The 19,844-nt window shown below is 67.4% G+C and carries 17 protein-coding genes and 3 pseudogenes; 9 read left to right on the top strand and 11 right to left on the bottom strand.

Annotation, left to right across the window (positions count from 1 at the left end):
• Positions 1 to 283 (bottom strand): annotated as a pseudogene (locus tag DP107_RS17305) (orotate phosphoribosyltransferase-like protein); the annotation flags it as partial.
• A 392-nt stretch (positions 284 to 675) separates the two neighbouring features.
• Positions 676 to 1,827, bottom strand: a complete 1,152-nt coding sequence (locus DP107_RS17300; protein ID WP_144263373.1) for an XdhC family protein — start codon at positions 1,825 to 1,827, stop codon at positions 676 to 678.
• A 448-nt stretch (positions 1,828 to 2,275) separates the two neighbouring features.
• Here DP107_RS17300 and DP107_RS17295 point away from each other — a divergent pair, with 448 nt between their 5' ends.
• The 3 genes and pseudogenes from DP107_RS17295 (at position 2,276) to uraH (ending at position 4,143) form a co-directional block, all read left to right on the top strand.
• Positions 2,276 to 2,932, top strand: a complete 657-nt coding sequence (locus DP107_RS17295) for a nucleotidyltransferase family protein (RefSeq protein ID WP_144263372.1) — start codon at positions 2,276 to 2,278, stop codon at positions 2,930 to 2,932.
• A 135-nt stretch (positions 2,933 to 3,067) separates the two neighbouring features.
• Positions 3,068 to 3,796: pseudogene (locus tag DP107_RS17290) on the top strand (factor-independent urate hydroxylase); the annotation flags it as partial.
• Positions 3,793 to 4,143: a hydroxyisourate hydrolase gene (gene uraH, locus DP107_RS17285; RefSeq protein WP_144263370.1), complete on the top strand. Its 351-nt coding sequence runs from the start codon at positions 3,793 to 3,795 to the stop codon at positions 4,141 to 4,143. The pseudogene DP107_RS17290 and the gene uraH, both read left to right, overlap by 4 nt.
• Here the strand turns inward: uraH and DP107_RS17280 are convergent.
• The 3 genes from DP107_RS17280 to DP107_RS17270 all read right to left on the bottom strand — a co-directional run bounded on the left by DP107_RS17280 (position 4,140) and on the right by DP107_RS17270 (position 7,534).
• Positions 4,140 to 4,571, bottom strand: coding sequence for a DUF3830 family protein (locus DP107_RS17280; protein ID WP_144263369.1), 432 nt, complete (start codon positions 4,569 to 4,571; stop codon positions 4,140 to 4,142). The genes uraH and DP107_RS17280 overlap by 4 nt on opposite strands.
• Before the next feature lie 87 nt (positions 4,572 to 4,658).
• Positions 4,659 to 5,933 carry a Zn-dependent hydrolase gene (locus tag DP107_RS17275; protein WP_144263368.1) on the bottom strand — a complete coding sequence of 425 codons (1,275 nt, stop codon included), beginning with the start codon at positions 5,931 to 5,933 and terminating at the stop codon, positions 4,659 to 4,661.
• A gap of 221 nt (positions 5,934 to 6,154) precedes the next feature.
• The gene (locus tag DP107_RS17270; protein ID WP_144263367.1) at positions 6,155 to 7,534 is read right to left on the bottom strand and encodes a dihydroorotase; all 1,380 of its coding nucleotides are present in this window, start codon (positions 7,532 to 7,534) and stop codon (positions 6,155 to 6,157) included.
• A gap of 427 nt (positions 7,535 to 7,961) precedes the next feature.
• Between DP107_RS17270 and DP107_RS17265 the strand changes: the two genes are divergently transcribed.
• The 3 genes from DP107_RS17265 to DP107_RS17255 all read left to right on the top strand — a co-directional run bounded on the left by DP107_RS17265 (position 7,962) and on the right by DP107_RS17255 (position 11,913).
• Positions 7,962 to 9,296 (top strand): 5'-deoxyadenosine deaminase, encoded by a 1,335-nt coding sequence (locus tag DP107_RS17265; protein WP_144263366.1) that lies wholly within the window; start codon positions 7,962 to 7,964, stop codon positions 9,294 to 9,296.
• 266 nt (positions 9,297 to 9,562) lie between these two features.
• Entirely contained in the window at positions 9,563 to 10,885 is a 1,323-nt protein-coding gene (locus tag DP107_RS17260) for a cytochrome P450 (RefSeq protein ID WP_144263365.1), read from the top strand.
• 110 nt (positions 10,886 to 10,995) lie between these two features.
• Positions 10,996 to 11,913, top strand: a complete 918-nt coding sequence (locus DP107_RS17255) for an oxidoreductase (protein WP_238330929.1) — start codon at positions 10,996 to 10,998, stop codon at positions 11,911 to 11,913.
• On the opposite strand, the gene DP107_RS20300 is transcribed toward DP107_RS17255, so the two are convergent.
• Positions 11,898 to 12,056, bottom strand: coding sequence for a hypothetical protein (locus tag DP107_RS20300; RefSeq protein WP_185977376.1), 159 nt, complete (start codon positions 12,054 to 12,056; stop codon positions 11,898 to 11,900). The two genes, DP107_RS17255 and DP107_RS20300, sit on opposite strands and share 16 nt — an antisense overlap.
• On the bottom strand, positions 12,053 to 12,574 hold the full coding sequence (yjjX, locus tag DP107_RS17250) for an inosine/xanthosine triphosphatase (RefSeq protein ID WP_144263363.1): 522 nt from the start codon (positions 12,572 to 12,574) through the stop codon (positions 12,053 to 12,055). Before yjjX ends, DP107_RS20300 begins: the two co-directional genes overlap by 4 nt.
• A 169-nt stretch (positions 12,575 to 12,743) precedes the next feature.
• Here yjjX and DP107_RS17245 point away from each other — a divergent pair, with 169 nt between their 5' ends.
• The gene (locus tag DP107_RS17245; protein ID WP_185977375.1) at positions 12,744 to 14,669 is read left to right on the top strand and encodes an endonuclease/exonuclease/phosphatase family protein; all 1,926 of its coding nucleotides are present in this window, start codon (positions 12,744 to 12,746) and stop codon (positions 14,667 to 14,669) included.
• A 99-nt stretch (positions 14,670 to 14,768) separates the two neighbouring features.
• Here the strand turns inward: DP107_RS17245 and DP107_RS21710 are convergent.
• Positions 14,769 to 15,065: pseudogene (locus tag DP107_RS21710) on the bottom strand (DUF7347 domain-containing protein); the annotation flags it as partial.
• A gap of 469 nt (positions 15,066 to 15,534) precedes the next feature.
• Complete coding sequence (locus DP107_RS17240; protein WP_144263361.1) at positions 15,535 to 15,873, bottom strand: hypothetical protein; 339 nt, start codon at positions 15,871 to 15,873, stop codon at positions 15,535 to 15,537.
• Positions 15,874 to 15,979: 106 nt separating this feature from the next.
• Here DP107_RS17240 and DP107_RS17235 point away from each other — a divergent pair, with 106 nt between their 5' ends.
• Positions 15,980 to 16,750, top strand: coding sequence for a bacteriorhodopsin (locus DP107_RS17235; protein WP_144263360.1), 771 nt, complete (start codon positions 15,980 to 15,982; stop codon positions 16,748 to 16,750).
• Between the two features lie 128 nt (positions 16,751 to 16,878).
• Positions 16,879 to 17,148: a hypothetical protein gene (locus DP107_RS17230; protein ID WP_202877440.1), complete on the top strand. Its 270-nt coding sequence runs from the start codon at positions 16,879 to 16,881 to the stop codon at positions 17,146 to 17,148.
• Positions 17,149 to 17,208: 60 nt separating this feature from the next.
• On the opposite strand, the gene DP107_RS17225 is transcribed toward DP107_RS17230, so the two are convergent.
• Both DP107_RS17225 and DP107_RS17220 read right to left on the bottom strand, forming a co-directional pair.
• Positions 17,209 to 19,203 carry an AAA family ATPase gene (locus DP107_RS17225; RefSeq protein WP_185977374.1) on the bottom strand — a complete coding sequence of 665 codons (1,995 nt, stop codon included), beginning with the start codon at positions 19,201 to 19,203 and terminating at the stop codon, positions 17,209 to 17,211.
• 209 nt (positions 19,204 to 19,412) lie between these two features.
• Entirely contained in the window at positions 19,413 to 19,610 is a 198-nt protein-coding gene (locus tag DP107_RS17220) for a hypothetical protein (protein ID WP_144263358.1), read from the bottom strand.
• Positions 19,611 to 19,844 lie beyond the last annotated feature (234 nt).

Raw genomic sequence — 19,844 nt, 5'->3', positions numbered from 1 at the left:
CGGTCAGGTCGACGGCCTCCCCCTGCTTCGAGAGGAGGTCCGCCATCGCCTGCCCGACGTAGCTCAGCCGGGCCGAATCCCGCCCCAGCGCGCTCCAGTCCACGTGGATGTCGTCCGGGATGGCGGGTCCACCGGCGTCGGCCGCCTGCGCGGCGCCGCTCCGCTCGACCAGCCAGCTCGCGGTCTCCCGGGAGACGTTCAGCTCGTCCGCGATCTCCCCCCGCGAGAAGCCGCGCTCGGCGAGGGCCTGTGCGCTCTCGATGAGGTCGTCGACGTTCTTCATGACGGGCGTTCGACGCCACCCGACATGACCGTTCCCCCGCTCGCTGGACCTCCGAGAGCGGTCGCAGTTGCGAGCGTTCACCGGGGCCACCTTCGGGGTGCGTTGAGTCAGCGTCCGGGGGTACTGGGAGCGCTCGTTCGACATTCAGTACGGATCCGTTACGAGCGGAACGGACGACACGGCGACCTCGAAGGCGTTCGCGCCGCCCATCGGAGCCCACACCACGGCCGAGGAGCCTGGTGCCGGTGCTACGGCGGTCGTCGGCCAAAGGATGCGCGGGCAGGGTAGATCGAAGGCCGCTCTCCGCCTGCGACGTGATTGGGGTCGGGACCCGTGGGCGGGCACCGGTTTCGAGTTCGGGCTCGCCAGGACGGCAGGCGACCGGGCGGCTGTCAGTCCACACCCGTTCCGTCCGGTCGGTCGTGGATGCTCGCCTCCCGGGTCCGGAGGTGGTCCGCCGAGCGTCCGTTGCGAACGGCCAGCAACTCCGCAACGATACTGGTCGCGACCTGATACGGGGTTCCGCCGCCGAGATCCAGCCCGATCGGCGTGTAGAGGCGCTCCCGGTCCGCATCAGTCAGGTCGAGTTCCGCGTTCCCGACGCCGGCCCGCAGGTCCTCGAACCGCTCGTGTGGGCCCATGAGGCCGATGTACGGGACCGGTGTGTCGAGCAGCGACTCCAGGGCGAGCCGGTCGTCGACGAGGTTGTGGGTCATCAGCACGGCGTAGGTGTCCTCGTCGAAGGCGAGCGCCTCGGTCAGTCGGGTCGGGTTCGTCACCCGGACGCGGTCGGCGTGGGGGAACAGCGACTCGTCAGCCCGCCCTCCGCGGAAGGAGACGACGGTGACACGGAAGTCCGCCCGGCTGGCGAGTTCGGCCACCGGGTCGACGTCCGTGCCGCTCCCGAACAGGTAGAGCGCCGGCGGCGCGAGAACCGGGTCGCAGAACACCTCCACATCGCCGTCCGGACCCGGTATCGTAACCGTAGCTGCGGTGCCCCCCGCCAGCACCGCCTCGACGGCTTCAGCCACACTCCCCCGGAGCCATGTCGGGAGCCCGGTCACCGTCGAGAGGTCACCGTCTGTGGCGTACCACCGACTACCGACCGGCAGTTCGTCGCCCGCTCCCCCAACGACCGTTAGCGCCAGGCCGTCGTTGCCGGCCAGATACCCGTCCAGCATCGGCCGATGGCGCTCGTCGAGCGGTTCGAGCAGCACATCCACGACGCCGTTACAACCGAGGCCAGCTCCCCACCCCTCATCGTCGCCGGTGAGGTCGAACCGTTCGACCTGTGACGTTCCCGTCTCGAGTACGGTCGCAGCGAGCGTCCGGAGTCGGCCCTCGATACAACCCGCGGTGACGCTACCGGTATGACCGTCGCCCTCGACGAGCAACTTCGCTCCGGGGCGCCGGTACGCGCTCCCTGCGACCCCGACGACGGTCGCGAGTACGCCGTCACGGTCCGCATCCAGAGTTGCCGCTGCTCGTTCCAGAACCGTCGCCTCTGGGGCGCTCCAGCCGGCGTCCGGGCGGTCCTCTCTCATCCGTCCACGGCAGTGGCGGCCGATCCGACGATAGCCGGCGCAGTCCTGGTTTCGATACCGTCGGGGAGTGCCGGAAGGACCGTGGCCGCGCCCGGCACGGTCCTACCGCTTCGCGGGTGAGCGCGGCAGCGGATGTCCCGCAGGGCGTAACCCCCGGTGAGAACTGTGGTTCTCCGAACCATGTCGGTATCAGATTGCCCGTGCACCTATCAATCCACGGGACAGTAGGTGATACGTTCATACTGTAGCCGAACGAACGGTTCGATACCGTGTACCGATCGGGAACGAGTGCTGGAGGACGCCGGGACTCGGACGGTGAGACCGGAGAGTATCGGTCGTCGTCGGTGGCACGGGTCCTCGCCGAGCGATCCGTTCCGGCGGCGGGACGTGCCCGCCGGCCGGGCCCAGCGCCCGGCCCCGAGCTGCCTCCTCCTCCGCGGGGGGTGCCGTGACCGGCACCGAGCCCCGGGTCGTCGCGCCAGCCGACATCGAACGTGGGGGGTCGAGGCCGGAATCCGGCCACGAGCGTGTGGTGGGGGTGGTGCTCGCCGCCGGAACCAGCTCCCGTTTCGGTGACGGGAACAAGCTGCTCGCCGAACTGAACGGGACGCCACTGGTCCGCCGGGCGACGCAGTCGCTGCTCGGGGCGACGTCGGCCGAGGTCGTGGTCGTTCTCGGATACGAGGCCGACCGGGTCCGCGACGCGCTGGCCGAATGCGAGGTGCGGTTCGTGGAGAACCCCGAGTACGCCGCAGGCCAGTCGACATCCGTCGCCGTCGGCGGGGGAGCCGCACGCGACCTGGACGCGGATGCCGTCGTCTTCCTCCCCGGGGATATGCCGTTCGTCGGAGCCGGGACCGTCGATAGCGTGATCCGAGCATACCGGTCCGGGACCGCCTCCGCGATAGCGGTGGCACACGACGGCGACCGCGGGAACCCGGTACTATTCGATAGCCGACATTTCGGGGCGCTCACGGCCGTCGACGGGGACACCGGCGGCCGGTCGGTCCTTCTGGAGTGTGACGACGCAGTGTTGCTCGCGGTGCCGGACCCCGGCGTGCGGACCGATATCGACACGTCGGCGGACCTCGCTCGACACCGGTGAGCACCCCGACTCCCGGCCACCCCGGCGAGACGACGGTCGCGGTCGGCCGTCGAGTCCCGGTCGGCGTCGAGCGGTCAGGGAGCTCGGATCGGTCAACCACACGAACGGCGAGGACCGCCGGGAGCGCGGCGGCCGATGAAGAACTTCATCTACCATCACATGGGTGAGTACGACGGGGCGACGATCGAAGGGTTCCTCGAGTACGTGGGTGCGGAGCTCCTCGACACGTACTCCCAGATGGAAGCGGTGGCGATCTCGGCCGACGAGCTCCCGTTCGACGAGCGGTCCGTCCCCTCCGACGACGGCTTCGAGCCGAGCGAACTCGTCTTCGGCGTAGAGGATGGGCCGGCGGGGTACGGCGAACTGTACCTCACCCGGACGACAGACGGTACCACCATCGAGGAGCAGACGAGTGGCGTGACCGGGATCGAACTCGTGAAGGTCAAGGACAACTCCTTCACCGGATACGTACAGGACGAGTACACGACGCTGCCCGAGCGCGAGAACCGCACGCTTTACCTTGGACTCGACGTCCTCTGGACGTACGCCGACACCGAACACGCCCTGGGGACGGATACCGAGGCGTACGTCCCGGCAGAGCAGGTGCGTGATATCGCACAGGTCGTCTTCGACGAGCTCGATGTGAACTCCATCCAGCAGTTGATCTACCGGATCGGGCAGCGGGTTCTCAGGCGGTTCCCGCAGTTGGAGTCGGTGCGCTTCGAGGCGAACAACCGGACCTGGATCGGAGTCCGTGACGACCTGGAGGGTGACGGGAAGGTGCTTCGGGAGCCACCAAGACCCACCGGCTTCCAGCAGTTCTCGATGGACCGGAGCGATCTCGATACGGAGGCCGAGGAATGAGTGCCGGGCTCACGACACACGTACTCGACACCAGCCAGGAGGGCCCCGCGTCGGGGGTCGAGGTCACGCTCCAGCGAGTAGACCGGTCCGGTGAGACCGAGACGCTCACCGCCGGAACCACGAACGACGACGGTCGGCTGGACGAGCCACTGTTGGGCCCCGACGAGATGGAATCAGGGACCTACCAGTTGGTCTTCGACGTCGGGAGGTATTATCGAGACGGCCCCGGTGGATCGTCGTTCCTCGAAACGGTGCCGGTACGGTTCGTTATCGATGAGCCAGACGAGCAGTATCACGTGCCGCTACTGCTGTCCCCCGGCGGCTACACGACCTACCGGGGCAGTTAGTCGGTCCGGCCGTCAACGGTCCTGATGGTGATCTCCTGGGTTCCCTCCTCCAGGGTCAGCTCCTCGAGCGCCACGAGCCTTTCACGCGAGGCATCGAGCGTGGCGAAGTGGTTCCCGGCGAGTTCGCCAGCCGGGCTCTTAAAACACGTCGGCCCACACGCCAGAAGAATCTCCTGTTCGTTTCGGAACCCCGGATACAGGAGCAGATCGCCTCGGGACGGATAGACAGTGTGGTTCTCGCGAGGCACGTCGCCGAGGTCGATTTCGTCGATGTTGACCCACGTCGCGTGGCCGCTCCACCGGACGTGCATGAGCTCCGACTGCAGCGGCAGGAAGTCGGTGACCGTCGCAACCGACTCCGGTGCTTCGGATTCGAGTAGCGACGCGGTGTACGACTCGTCGTTGACAAGCAGTTCGATCTCACTCATCATTCGGGGTTGGTTTGGTCGTCGCTCGGTTCGGGACGGCTGGTGTACGATTCGGTTCGGACGTGATCGTTGGACACTGTGTTGTCATCAGTTGCGTTGCGGTTCAGCGCCCGCCAGTTCGGCGAGTGCGTTGGTCAGGACCTGCGTGGCGACGGCACAGTCGAGCCAGTCGGTATGTTCGAGCGGGCTATGCGAGTGGCCGCCACGCGATCGAGCGAACAGCATTCTGGCATCCGTGACGGTGGCGACCTGCATCGTGTCGTGCCCGGCCCCGGAGTGGAGCACGAGCGGCTCCAGATCCATCCGTCGGGCGCCGCTGTGCAACGCCCCCCGGACGCGCTCCGCCATCGGTTGCGGGCGAATCTCGTACGGGGTTTCGAGGCTAACCTCGACGTCGCGGTCGCGTCGAAGCGCGTCACAGGTCTTCTCGACGGTGCCGACCATCCGTTCTATCACCGACGACTCCGTATCCCGGATGTCGATCCCGAGCGTTACGGTCCCCGGGACGACGTTTATCGTTCCGGGGTCGACGGTCAGCGACCCGACGGTAGCGACGGCCGATTCGCTCTCATCGACAGCGATCTCCCGGGCATCGCCCTCAACGGCGAGAACCAGTTCACTCGCCGCGGCGAGCGCGTCGGTACGCTCATGCATCGGCGTCGTCCCGGCGTGGTTGGCCTCTCCCTCGATTCGGACTCGACACCGGGTCGTCCCGGTGATCGAGGACACCACGCCGACCGGGTCGTTCGCGCGTTCGAGTATCCTGCCCTGTTCGACGTGGAGCTCCAGCCACGAGTCCCACTCACTCGCATCGAGTCGCCCCTCGCCCCGGAAACCGATGTCCTGGAGGGCCTGTTCGAGCGTGACGTCGCCGTCGGACAGTGCGAGCGCATCCGCGACGGATCGTTTCCCCGCCGAGACCGACGAGCCCAGAACGCCGTTCGCGAACCGCGTCCCCTCCTCGCCAGTGAAGCAGACGACTTCGATCGGCCGCGTGATATCGCGGGCGTTCCGTTTGATCGTTCGGACGCCCTCCAGTCCAGCATAGATCCCGAGCGGGCCATCGAATATCCCCCCCATCGGGACCGAGTCGAGATGGCTGCCAACGGCGACCGCCCCGGCCGTCTGGTCGCATTCGGGCGGTGCCCACCGACCGCAAATGTTCCCGACGGCATCGGTGGACACCTCCAGTCCGGCAGTGGTCATCCGCTCGACGAGGTACGTGCGCGCCTGTCCGTTCGCTGGTGACCCGGGCAGAACGGTTCGGGCAACTCCCACATCCGAATCGACCATCCCGATGTTCGCCGTTCGCTGGATGTCGTCCTTGACCGCCTCGCGGTCGATTTCGAATCCGCTACTCATCGCTCAGTGCCCGGACGGAAGGGGCTAAACGTGAGTCCTCTGTCCGCGATAGTTGGATATTCATCTGGCATGTGAGGATGGTTTTTTATCCCAGTTCTGGTGTGTCTCGTTCCGGATTAATCGTTTTGAACAGTGAGACATCGGATCGTGTTACACACTCGGTGGACCACGTCCGGTCCTGTGGGGGTGCTCTCGTCCCGAACTGCGGTAGCCGGCAGTCCTCATCGACGCCAGTCCGGAACCGTTCGGTCGATTCGCTGTCCGTCGCCGGCATCCCCGAGCACTTCGCCCTCGGCGGCGATACACTCGCCCCGCAGATACGTCCGTTCGACGTAGCCAGTCACCTCTCGGCCCTCGTAAATCGAGTAATCGGCCAACGAGGCGTTGTCCTCGGCCGTAATCGTCCGCGTGGCGTTCGGATCGAAGACGACGAAGTCGGCGTCGGTCCCTGGCTCCAAGGTACCCTTCCCCGATAGCCCGAACAGACGCGCCGGGTTAGCACACATGAGCTGGACCAGCGTCGGATACGGGAGCCCTCGTTGCACGACAGCTTCGTCGTGAAAGACCGGGAGGGACCGCTGTACGCTGTTCGAACCGAATTCGGAGTCCCACCAGCACTCGATCTGCTTGGTCTCACGAGTGAAGGCCACGTGGTCGGTCGAGACGACATCCAGGGTGCCGCCGACTAGATGCTCGAACATCGCCTCAACGTCATCGGGCGACCGGATGGGCGGCGCCAGCATCGGGAGGTTGCCTAACCGCTGGTGAACGCTGCGGTCCAGCGTGGTGTAGTGGACACAGGTTTCGCCCCTGATCCGTGACTTGTCCGTCTGTGCGGACTCGATTACCGCTGCCGAATCGCGACAGGAGGTGTGGATACCGTAGTACTTCACCCCGGTGCTCTCGGCCATCCGAACGGCGTCGTCAGCAGCCATGGCTTCCGCGTGTGGCGGTCGTGAGTCCGGGTACGCCGTCGGCTCGCCGCGACCGCTCTCTCGCATCGCCGCCTCACGCGCGGAACAGACGTCGGGGTCCTCCGTGTGGAGAACCGCAACCGCGCCGAGTGGCGCTAGCTCGTCGAAAACCCGCTCGATGAAGCCGTTCCCGAGTCCGAACTCGTAGGCGGTGAACATCTTGAACGAGACGACACCCCGCTCGACGAGTGTTTCGAGTTCGTCCAGTACCGCCGGGTCCTCTCGAGTGATCGTCGCATGCACCGCGAAGTCGATGAGGGACGACTCCGCCTCGCCGCGTTTCCGTGCGACTGCGTCCTGGAGCGTCCCCGGCGCTGACCACGGTGCCTCCGCGCCGTCCCACCCTTGCCAGGCGAACGAGATGAAACTCGTCACACCGCCGAGGGCGGCAGCCTTGCTGCCGGACTCGTACGTGTCGATGGTGTTGGGCCCTGCGACGTGGACATGTGGGTCGACGATGCCGGGAAGGACGAGCGACCCATCGACATCGACGACGTCCACCGCATCGACGTCGGGCCCGGGTGAGACGACACCAGCGATCCGGTCCCCGTCGACGAGGAGTGTCCCCTCGACCATCCCATCGGGGGAGACGAGGGTGCCACCGCGAACGGCGAGGTCGACGGTCATCCGGGGGAGTCGGTCCCCGCCGGGGGTGAACCGGGGTTTCTCGATACTCGGGGGTTTCCTCCCTCTTTCAGTGGGCAATGGTTTCGGATGTAGCGCATGCGTCCAACAACTGTTCGGCGTGGCTCGACCCTCTAATCGGTACGGGTTGGGGTAATACTGGGGGACGGTGATCAACGCCACTCGTCGTTCGAAACCGCAGATACCACGACCGGTATCAGTCCGTGACCCACAGCGCGTCCACCCCTGTGGGACGGTACGCCCGGTCCGATTGCCGAACGGCTGGCCACCCGGTGCTCGAACTGGTCGCTGTCCAGCTTCTATCACTGGTCACAGAGGGCCCGGTCCCCACCGGATCTCGGAAGCCGTCTCGCGGGGGCAGAGCACGCGAGCGGGAAACTTATATATGGAGACCATATAACCGAATCGGATGAAGATATCCGGGACAGTCGTCCAAGATTCCTCGACGGTTATCGAGGAAGGCTCCGTCGTTGTGGACGGTAGAGAGATCGTTGCCGTCGGCGAGCAAGCGTCGATCCGGGAGCGATATCCAGATCATACCGAGCGGCGATACGATATCATCATGCCGGGGCTTATCGGGGGTCATATCCACTCGGTCCAGAGTTTGGGCCGCGGCATCTCGGACGACACGGAACTCATCGACTGGCTGTTCGACTACATTCTACCCATGGAGGCGTCGCTGACGGCCGAGGAGATGGAGGTCGCCGCCAGACTGGGATATCTGGAACTCATCGAGACCGGAACGACGACCGCGATCGATCACCTCTCGGTCGCTCATGCCGAACGCGCCTTCGAGGCCGCGGGTGAGATGGGAGTTCGCGGGGTTCTCGGCAAGGTGCTGATGGACCGGCGTTCGCCGGGGGGGCTGATGGAGGACACCCGAGACGCGCTTGCGGAATCCGAGCGACTGATACGGCGGTATCACGGGAGCTTCGACGACAGGATCCGCTATGCGGTCACGCCACGGTTCGCCGTGTCCTGCACTGAGGAGTGCCTCAGAGGGGCGAGAGAACTGGCTGATAGGTACGAGGGCGTTCGGATCCACACGCACGCGAGCGAGAATCACAGCGAGATCCAGACGGTCGAGGACGATACGGGAAAGCGCAATATCCACTGGCTCGACGAGGTCGGGTTGACCGGGCAGGACGTCGTTCTCGCACACTGTGTCTGGACCGACGAATCGGAGCGGAAGCTACTCGCCGAGACCGGTACCCACGTCACCCACTGCCCGTCCTCGAACATGAAACTCGCGAGCGGGATCGCCCCCGTTGTCGACTACCTCGACCGGGATATCAACGTGGCCCTGGGCAACGACGGACCGCCATGTAACAACACGCTGGATGCGCTTACCGAGATGAAGCAGGCAAGCGTGTTGCAGAAGACCGACCAACTGGACCCGACTGCGGCAGCCATGGAAGAGGTGTTCGAGATGGCAATCATAAACGGGGCAAAGGCTGCCGGATTCGACCGTCTCGGAAGGCTCGAACCCGGCTGGCGGGCCGATATCATCGGACTCACGACCGATACCACGCGGGGAACACCGCTTTACGAGGTGCTCTCGTATCTCGTGTTTGCGGCCCGGGGCGAAGACGTCGAGTTCTCCATGGTCGACGGAGAGGTACTGATGGAGAACGGGACGGTGACCGTTGCCGACGCCGATTCGATCCGTGAATCGGCGTCGGCGGTCGCGGAATCGTTGGACATCTCGGCAGCACGGGCCGAGGCGCAGGATCAGAAGCCATAGTCGGTTCGACGGTAGGCCCGCGATGGGCTCGAGGTCCTCGGGGCCGTCCATGAGGAACGTTCCGACCCTCCGCTCGTCCCGTTCACCGGGAAGGGAGGGGGAGGTCGTCACCGAGCACCGAGTACACGTTCGGAAGGACGACCTGATACGTCGAGTGCGTGCGCTGCCTGTCCGGTGGCCGGTGCTGGTTCGCCGTCGCCGCTGACGGGTCCGGACAGTGCCGCTGCCGTCCTGAGGTTTTTTGCTCGTCCCGGCCAAGACGAGCCATGACACGCACCCCACACACGCCGCCCGGTCCGCCGGTCGTCGGGAACGTCCCGCGCTTCGCCGACGACCCGCTCCGCTTCCTCGTCGGGGTGCAGGAGGCCTACGGCGGACAGTACCCGGTCGTCCGGCTGGAGCCCGCCGGCGGCCAGCGGATCGTCGTCGTCCTCGACGCGGCGCTGGTCCACGAGATACTGGCCGACCGGGAGCGGTTCGTCCGGCCCCGGGTCGGGCCGGAGGCTAGCCGCCGGGAGGGCCTGCTCTCCAGTCGCGGCCCGCTCTGGGAGCGCCAGCGGTCCGTCATCCAGCCCGAACTCGTCGGCGGACAGCTCGCGGCGTACGCCGACATCGCCGCGCGGAGCGTCGAGGAGATGCTCGACCGCTGGCCCGAGAACGGGGAGATCGACCTCGTCGCGGAGCTGTCGATGCTGACGATGCAGGTCATCGCCCGCTCGCTGCTCGGCCGGGACGCCACGCGAGAGCAGGCCCGTACCGTCTACGAGGCGCTGGACACGTTCGCCGAGGAGTTCGAATTCGGCGCCGACGCCCTGCTGCTTCCCGACGCGCTCCAGTCGGGGCCCTCGGCGGCGTTCGAGCGGGCCGACGCCGACCTGGAGGCGGTCGCCCGCGACTTCGTCGACTGGCACCGCGAGCACGAGGACCCGCCGGACAGCATGCTCACCGCGCTCATCGAGGCCGAGCGCGACGGGGTCGAGCTCTCGGAGGACGAGCTCATCGACCAGACGGTCCTCTTCCTGACGGCCGGGCAGGAGACGACGGCGCTCACCATCGCCTACGCGTTCCATCACCTCTCGCGGTCGCCCGACGTCCGGGCCGGGGTGACCGAGGAGGCGACGGGCGTCCTCGACGGTGCCGCCCCCTCCTGGGAGCATCTCTCCGGCTTCGATCTGACCGAGCGGGTGGTCCGCGAGACGTTGCGGCTGACGCCGGCGGCCTGGAACGTGACCCGCGAGGTCCGCGGCCCGACCACGCTCGGGGGGACCCGATTCGAGACCGACGACCTGGTGCTCCTGCCGACCTACGCCCACCAGCGCGAGGACCGGGTCTGGGGCGACGGCGACGCGTTCCGGCCCGCCCGCTGGACGGACGAGGTCTCCCGCAGCCACGACTCGTACTTCCCGTTCGGCAGCGGCCCCCGGGTCTGCATCGGGCGGCAGGTCGCGTTGACGGAGGCTCAGTTCACCCTCGCGCACACGCTCCAGCAGTACGAGGTCGATGTCCACGGCGATGAACTGGCGTTCGAGCCGGCGATAACCCTGCGCCCGGCGGACGGACTCCGGGCGACGGTCACGGAACGGGAGTGACCGGAGGCTGACGGGGCCGGTGTGCGAACGGGCCACGGCGTGGTAACGGGAGGCTTCTAAGTCGTGATGACGTATCAACGGTCATGTCGTCATCGTGGGACGTAGCGCAGATGCCGGACTGCACGGACGAGACAGTCCTCGTCACGGGCGCGAACAGCGGGCTCGGCTTCGAGGCGACGAAGGCCCTCGCGAGCAGGGGCGCGACCGTCATCATGGCCTGTCGAAGTCTCGACCGGGGGCGGCAGGCGGCGACCGATATCAAGGAGAAGACCGGTGACACTGGGGCTACCCTGAACGTGCGGGAGTGCGACCTCGCGTCGCTCGAGTCGATCCGCTCGTTCGCCGCCGGCGTCAGGCAGGATTACGACGCCATCGACGTCCTCTGCAACAACGCGGGCGTGATGGCGGTCCCGCGGCAGGAGACTGCGGACGGCTTCGAGATGCAGCTCGGTGTGAACCACCTCGGCCACTTCGCGCTTACGGGGCAGCTGCTGGACCTGCTCGTCGGAAGCGACGGTGAGAGCCGCGTCGTCACCCACTCCAGTGGCGCACACGAGTCCGGACGGATGGATTTCGACGACCTCCACCGCGAGGAGTCCTACGGGAAGTGGAGCGCCTACGGCCAGAGCAAGCTGGCCAACCTCCTGTTCGCCTACGAACTCCAGCGGCGGCTGGAGGCGGCGGGTATCACCGACACGCTGAGCGTCGCCTGCCACCCGGGCTGGGCGGCGACGAACCTGCAGTACCGCGGGCCGAAACAGGAGGGGTCGAAGGCACGCATGGGGCTGATGAAGGTCGCCAACACGGTGTTCGGCCAGTCCGCTCGGCAGGGGGCGCTCCCGCTGTTGTACGCGTCGGTCGGCCCCGACGTGCAGGGCGGTGAGTACTACGGGCCGGACGGGTTCATGAACATGCGTGGCGCGCCCGAGAAGCAGTCCTCCAACGCCGCGTCACGCGACGAGGCCGACGCGGAGCGGCTGTGGGCGGAGAGCGAGGCGTTGACCGGAGTCAGCTACGAGTTCCGATAGCCGTCGGCCATCGCCGTCATCTGGCCGTCCGAGAGCCACCACGTGCTGCGTTCGGCGCCATGCAGGACGGCTGTCCGGTCGCCGTCGGTCAGGACGTACCGGAGCCGGCAGCGAGGGTGACGCGAGTGGTCCCCGACCCTCACTGGGGGGCGTCATCGTAGAACGCCGTCACGAACGGGCCGAGCGCACCGGCAACCGCGTGGCGGAGCGCGCTCTCGCGGTCGATGATCCCGCCGGTCAGGGTGCCGGCCGCGCCGTCGTTCCGTGCGACGTCGGACTGACCGACCAGTTCGTCCATGAGCGGCCCCAGCTCGCGGCCAGCGCGGACCTGCGTCCCGAGCCGTTCGGGGAGTCGAACCCGTGGCCCGCCGCCGATGTCCATCCGGGCACCGTCGGTAGCTGCCGCCCACATGATGAGGTACGAGCCGTCGGGGCCGTCCGCGACACCGCCCTCGATCCCGATGCCGATATCATACCCTTCGGCCGCCGCTCGTGCGCGGTTCTTCGCCCCTCGGATCGTCTCCTCATCGCCGAGCGGCTGTTCGCTCACGCCGGAGTCGGCGTCGACGGCCACTATCGCTGCCGGCGCGGCGATGCTGTCGAACGCCTGCCTGGTCGCGGCGAGCTTCACCGGGTTCCGGCTCCCGACACCTACCTGCATACTGTGTCGAACCCTCGGGGCGAACAAAAGCGACTCCGTTCGGGGGATGGAGGGGTGCGGGACCCGCCGATATCGAGCAGGGCCGTCGGACCGCGGCACGAGTCGGGGGGACCCACGACGGACGCTCCGGGAGGTGGTTTTAGCATGCTTCCGGGAGACGGAGTCGGGTATGGTGTCGGCATCGTCGGGCCGGTGGGTCCCACTGGCCGCCGTGCTGGTCGTGGTGTGGCTGGTGGCGTTCCTGCGGGCCCTGACCCGCATTTTCGCCCTCAACTTCTCGACCGCCGGCCCGAACGCGACCGGCCTGCTGGCGCTGCTGCTCGTCACCGGCTGGACCATCCCCGTCGCGGCCCGGCTAGCCGGGCGCCCCCGCGTCTGGCACGCGACCGTCCTGCTGGTGGTCGCGGGGCTGCTCGGTTCGGTCGTCGCCGAGACGCTGGTGGCACTCACCGGCGCGCTCGTCTCGCTCACCGCTGCCACACCGCTTCTGGTGGCGCTCGTCGGACGGCTCCAGGAGCGGTTCGCGTTCGCGGCCGCCACCGGACTCGTCGGCTATCAGTTGCTCCGGGCGGTCCTCGATACGGCGCCGCCGTACGCGACGCTGCTCGGTCGCGTCGCGCTCATCGCACTGGGACTCGCGGTAGTGGCTGGCTGGTGGCTCGGGTCGCGCGAGGGGCTCCCGACCGGCGACGGTGAACACGGTACGCTCGCCGTCCCCGGTGGCGCGACGGCCGTGGCGTTCCTGTTCGCACAGGTGGGCTTCCTCGGTCTCGCTCCGCGGGTGGCGCTGTGGAGCGGCCGACCGTATCTGCTCACGCTCGCGGCGGCGGTCGCCGGATTCGTCGGTGGCGCCCTGCTGGTCGCACGACGTGGGGGCCCCGGACGGGCAGCGACGGTCGCCGCGTCGGTGGTTCTCGTCGGCTCGCTGGCCGCCCTCCTCTCCGTCGCGGGCCCGGGGATCGCGATGCTCCCCGCCGCACTGGCGACGGTGCTGCTGGTCGCGAGGGGGAGTCGCCCCGGGACGACCGGGCCCCGGCGGGTCGGTGCCGTCGTCGCCGGCGTGCAGGTCGTCGGACTCGTCCTCGTCACCGGCATCGTGTTCGCCATGAACTGGGCGTTCGTCCCGGGTGGCCGGCTGTTGCGGGGCCGGGCGCCGGTCGTCGTCCTCCTCCTCGGCGTGCTCCTGTCGGCCATCGTGCTGGTTCGGGAGCTACGACCGGACCGTGCCGATGCGGCTCCGACTCGTCCGACCGGGACGACCGATACGGCGGCCCGCACGGGCACCGTCTCGGGTGGGCGGCGGTCGCTGCTGTCGGCGGCCGGCGGCGGGCTTCTGGCGATGGCCAGCGCCGGATACCACGGAACGCGACCCACGGACGGGACCGCGGCCGCCGAGCCGCTGACGGCGCTGAGCTTCAACATCCACCTGTACCTCGACAGCGACGGCGAGCACAACCTCGGGGCGGTTCGCGACCTGATCCGGGAGAGCGGCGCCGGCGTCATCGGACTCCAGGAGACCGCCGGGGGTCGGCTCACGTCGGGCGGACTCGACGGCGTTCGCTGGCTGGCCCACGAACTCGGCTACTACGCCGCCGTGGGCCCGCCGACGCGGCTGGCGAGCTACGGCGTCGCGCTCCTCTCCGCGTGGCCTATTCGCGAGGAACGCGTCGTCGTGCTCCCGGAGCGCGACTCGGCCACTCGCATCGCACTGGCCGCTACCGTCGAGTCGCCGCTTGGGCCCCTTCCGGTCGTGGTCACCCATCTCGAGACGGCGGGCGACGTCCGTGTCGCACAGGCGGAGCGCGTCGTCGACCTCGTCCGGGCGACCGGCGATCCCGACCGCGCGCTCGTCCTCGGAGACCTCAACGCGACGCCGGACGAGCGTCCGTACGAGGTGTTCTCGACGGTCCTCGATGATCCGTGGGCCGGCAGCGGCCCCGGGGCTGACACCTACAGCGCGGCCGATCCACGGCGGCGAATCGACTACGCCCTCGTCGGGCGAGGGTGGGAGGCCCGGCGGGGTGAGGTGGTCGGGTCGCCCACCGTCTCCGACCACCTCGGGGTGAGCGTCACGGTTCGTCCCGACGGGGAGTGACGACGTCGGCGCTGCCCCGCAGCGGTTGCACGCCCCGCTCGTTTCGGTCGGCCCGAGGCTCGGTTCCTCGATACCCGCGCCCGCGAGTACTGTCCCGACGAGTTGGTGCCCAGCGCGTCGCAGTTCGCATCCATCGTCGCTGCTGTGGATGAACTGGCCGGTCGGCTTGTCGAGGTGAATGTCGAGCTGACCAGTATCGCGCATCCCCGCTCGGTCACGCAGCTCCGAGAACGCGAGGGCGTCGGCCTCGGCGAACGGTTCGTATGCCTCCCATAGCGCCAGCAGGATCGATAGCCGCGTCTCGTTGCCCAGGGTCGAAAACGCCGCCGTGGCCCGCTCGCCGGCGGTCCCTACAGCCGCCTCCAGTGGCGAGTCGGTCGCAGTCCCATCGACCACGCGCCCGGACAGGCCGGGAGAGGAACGGATCGACGGGCTGGCCGTTGACGAGGCGCCCTGGGTGCAGCGACGACGCGACGAACTGGCCGGGTTCCGTCGGGAGCGCCCTGCGAGATGCGGAGACCGTACCGGTCGGACGTGGTCGGGGATGGACTCCTCGAAGATACGAGAATCGATGACGGTGACCGTGCGGGGTACTGACCGAACCGAGACAGGCGAGGACGTCCCCCGCTCCAACGCCACACCGGGGGATCCAGAGGGCAGTGATAGCGGGATTGCCAGCCCGGCATCATGCCGATCACTGTCTAAGTCATCGGCGTCCCTGACGGGACATCACCGTGAAGTTCCGCAGAAAACATATATTTTTTGTCCAGATCCGAGCAGCCGCAGAATACTCCGCACGAAGTCAGGCAGTGCTGGATGACCAGTCGGTATTCGAGGCGCTGATACCGCAGTTCTCGACCGAGGCTCAGTACTCGTGGAACACGTTCCCGCACTCGGTGCATTTGATCTTCGGACTCCGGAACCACCGACTGATCTTGATGACGGGCCCGTGGCAGTCCGGGCAGACACCGGTACCACCGTCATGAGCCGACCGCGTCGACATGTCGAGCATGACGTCCTCGAGTTCTTCGATACGCTCCTGCTGTTCGCTGATGCGCTCCTCGAGTTCCGCTACGCTCCGTTCGCGCTCCTCGGCGGCCTCGATGTCGACTGTCGCCTCGGCTTCGGATTCCGTCTCTACCTCCACCTCGGCGTCGGTTTCGGTCGTTTCCTCCTCTTCGGCCGTCGATTCGTTATCAGTCATAACTAAGCCTACTCATCCCACTGGTATCATACTGTTCGTATACCGGTAATTTAGTTAGCCGTGTACTAGCTTTATTAGCTTCACGTGCATTCGCTTTATTCGTACCATGTTTGGTTCATCAGTGGCACTGCAGACAGCGAGCCTCGGGGTAGAAGGCGAGGGCATCTGGCTTGCCCTTGGAACGATCCTCATGCTGCTCGGGATGGGATACTTCATGCAGCAGGGGTGGGGTGTCACTGACCCCCGCCAGAAGGAGTTCTATATCATCACGATCCTCATTCCGGGCATCGCGGCCGCATCCTATCTATCGATGTTCTTCGGGTTCGGCCTCACTCAGGTGGAACTCGTGACCGGGCGAGTGGTCGATGTCTACTGGGCACGGTATGCAGACTGGCTGTTCACCACGCCGCTGCTCCTGCTCGACATCGCGCTACTCGCCGACGCCGACTGGCGTGATATCGGCGCCCTGGTCGGCCTGGACGCGTTCATGATCGTGACCGGTCTCGGCGCGACGCTGATGAAGATCCCGACGGCTCGGTTCGCCTTCTGGACCATCAGCACCGTCGCGATGCTGTTCCTCCTGTACTTCCTAGTGGCGACGGTCGGCGCGTCCGCCAAGGAGACCAGTGAGGAGGCCCAGTCGACGTTCCGGGTGCTCCAGTGGATCATCGTCATCTCGTGGAGTGTCTACCCGGTCGCGTGGCTGGTCGGCACGGAGGGTCTCAACCTCGTCGGCCTGTACGGGGAGACGCTGCTGTTCATGATCCTCGACGTGCTGGCGAAGGTCGGCTTCGGGTTCGTCCTGCTCCGAAGCCGTGCCGTCGTCGGTGAGGGCGACGCCCCGACCCCGTCGGCCGAGGCCGAAGCAGCCGACTAGACGGAGCGAAACCCTTAGCGATCCGTTTTATTACGGCACCGCGACACAGCATATCATACCGTGTCTGTATCTCTCCTCGGGACGGAACCGTCGGAACAGCATTAGTCGCTCGCTCCGAAGAAATCGATATGTTATCCGCTTCTGATCTCGACCCTGATCCCGACGCCGATCAACCCGTTGAGACGACCGTCGAGACGCTGAACACGCGTGCGTTGATCGGGCTCATTGTCTCACTTACCGTCGGTGTCGCCGGTCTGTTCGTCCTGCCAGCGCTTCAGTCCGCGTTCGGACTCACGTTCGGCGTGGCTTTCGGGCTCATCCTCGCGGTCGAGTTACTCTCGTTCGTCGGGGTCGCCGTGTCCATCTTCCGCCTGTATCAGACGCGGACGTTCGGTTGAGCTACTCGTCGATACGACGGGGGGCCTGTGCTCCGGTTCCAGCCGGAACCCCGGGTGGCCTCAGAAGTCGTCGTAGTCGGAGGTGTCGTACGAGCGTGCGGACGGGGTCACGCGCGACAGTCCCGCCTCGACGTGGTGGCCCCGGATCACGAGGTCCGAGACATCGTCGGGGGTGTGGTCCCCATCGCCGAGCTGCTCTTCGAGTGCTGCGAGGCTCGCCTCCCGGAGGAGAGCGGCGAGGTCGCTCCCCGAATAGCCGTCGGTCTGGCGTGCGAGCGTCTGGAAGTCGACATCCCGAAGCGGTCGCTCGCGCGCGTGTATCCGGAGGATCTCCTCCCGGGCGGAGCTGTCGGGGAGACCCACCTCGACCGTCCGGTCGAACCGACCGGGACGGAGCAGTGCGGGGTCGACCCGGTCGGGGCGGTTCGTCGCACCGATGACCGTGACCCCCTTTCGCTGCTCCAACCCGTCGAGTTCGGTCAGTAGTTGCGAGACCACTCGTTCGGGGGCGGCTCCGCCTTCGCTGCCGCGGGTCGCGCCGAGCGCATCGACCTCGTCGAAGAAGATCACTGCGGGCGCGCTCTCGCGCGCCTGCCTGAACACCTCCCTGACTGCGCGTTCGCTCTCACCGACGAACTTATCGAACAGCTCCGGGCCGTCGACCGCGATGAAGTTGGCCTCCGTGGTGGACGCGATGGCTCGAGCGAGCAGCGTCTTCCCCGTTCCGGGCGGCCCGTACAGCAGGACACCGGCCGGTGGGTCGATGCGCAGCCGGTCGAGTGCTGCCGGGTACCGGAGCGGCCACTCGACGACCCTGACGAGTTCGCGCTTCGCTTCGGACAGGCCACCGACCTCGTCGAGGGACACGTCCGGAACATCGACCACAGCGGCCGAACTCGCGGCCGGCGTCGTCGTCGACAGCGCAGTGTCGATATCGGCAGCAGTGACGGTTACGGGTTCCTCGCTGTCGGTCCCCGTTCGGAAGCGCTCGACTGCGGTCTCGACCATCTGGGCTCGGAGCGCGACGAGGTCGGCGGCGACGTATCCGAGCGTGCGCTCGCCGACGGTTGCCGGCTCGACGTCCGGGGCGAGATCCAGATTACGGGTCAGCGTCCCGAATATCGCCGTCCGATCCGCTGGCGTCGGTGACGGCACCTCGATTCGACGCCCGAACCGGTCCCCACGGGTCAGCGTGTCGGCCAGTTCCGTCGGCTCGCGGGTTTCGGCGGCGACGACGACGCCCGGCTGCTCCCGAAGGCGGCTCACCCAGCTCCCGAACCGTTCCGTCATCGGCCCGGCACCCGAACCGGAGCTGGCAGCTCCGGCCAGCGCATCGAGCCCTTCGACGTGAACCAGTGCACGGGCGTGACGGGTCGCACGGGCCCGGATGGACTCGAGGTGGTCGATAGCAGCCTCGTGTCCCACGGCGGCGAGCCGTGCCGCATCGAGACTGATGAACTCCGCGTTCGCGAGCCAGGCGGCGTGTCGAACGTGGTGGGACTTCCCGACGCCAGACTGGCCGACCACGAGGGCCCCCGTCGCAGCGGACTCCCCGCCCGCGTCGTACGCGTCCCCGGCCGTGAGTGGCTGGACGAGTGCGGACCGGCAGGCCGCGATGGTCGACTCGTATCCACCGACTGCCATCGACGGGACGGGGCCGGAGTCCGCGTCGACGGTCCCGGCTGGCCCCGAGTCGACCGTGATGGTCGTCCCCTCGTCGATGACGACGACGCCGGGCGGGTCCGTCTCGACGACACGGACCGGAACGTCGAGCGTCCCGTCGAGCAGCGAGACCGTCACCGTCGTGCCGACGATGAGCGGGCGCTCGGTCAGCGCTGCCGCGACGACGTCCTCGCCGCCCCGCACTGAGAGTGCAGCAACGGGTGCGACGGACACGGATGCCGCCACCGTCGGGACGGCCGCCTCGACGACGACCTCATCGCCGTCGGAGACGCCCAACCGGTCGGCGAACGCGTCGGTGACGGCGACGGTCCCCGACCCGGGCTGCTCGGCGACCGTGGCCGTCGTCACCTGGGCCCCGCCAGCAGCGGTCACGCGCACCGGGTCCGCGGGTTCGATATCGAGCTGCCGCGCGACTCCGGGCGATACCGCGATGCCGCTGTCGGGAGCTGCTGCATCGATGGCGTCGGACTCGGAACCGTCCCCGGTGTCGGGACTCGAGAAGCGCTCTACGGTTCTAACCCTGGCCCCCGCACGCGGGGCGCCGCCGTCCGGAGTCGGTGGCGCTGCGGGCGACATCCGTCTCACCCGGACAGCGCGGCCGGATATGGCGTCCCGTCGTCGAGATACCGGAGGAGCCCGAAGGCCGCCACCGCAAGCGGGGCGCCCAGTATTGACATATAGATGGTCGTGCCGATGAAGAACCCGGCAGCGTTGACCGCCACCATCACGACAGCGGCAGTCACCAGTGGAAGTCGGTCGGCCGGATGAATCCCCTGCATCTGTCATATTCAGAGGCGTGACGGCATTATAGCTTTTCCGACAAAGGGGCCGAACTCCGGACGGGGGGTACCGGCTGCAACGGCTCCGGGGGCTGAACACGTATGACCGTCTCCTCCCTCTTCGGGGCTCGAATCCGACGAGCGGCAAGAGGCGCAGGTGACCTCGTCGGTTCAGTCGTGCTGGGTGGGGAGGGCGTATGCAGCGGGCGTCGTGCGTCGAGTGGGTCCGGAGCC

The sequence above is a fragment of the Haloglomus irregulare genome (assembly GCF_007421925.1).
GTDB classification, from domain to species: Archaea; Halobacteriota; Halobacteria; order Halobacteriales; family Haloarculaceae; genus Haloglomus; species Haloglomus irregulare.
This window is presented reverse-complemented; position numbering and strand designations above follow the sequence as displayed.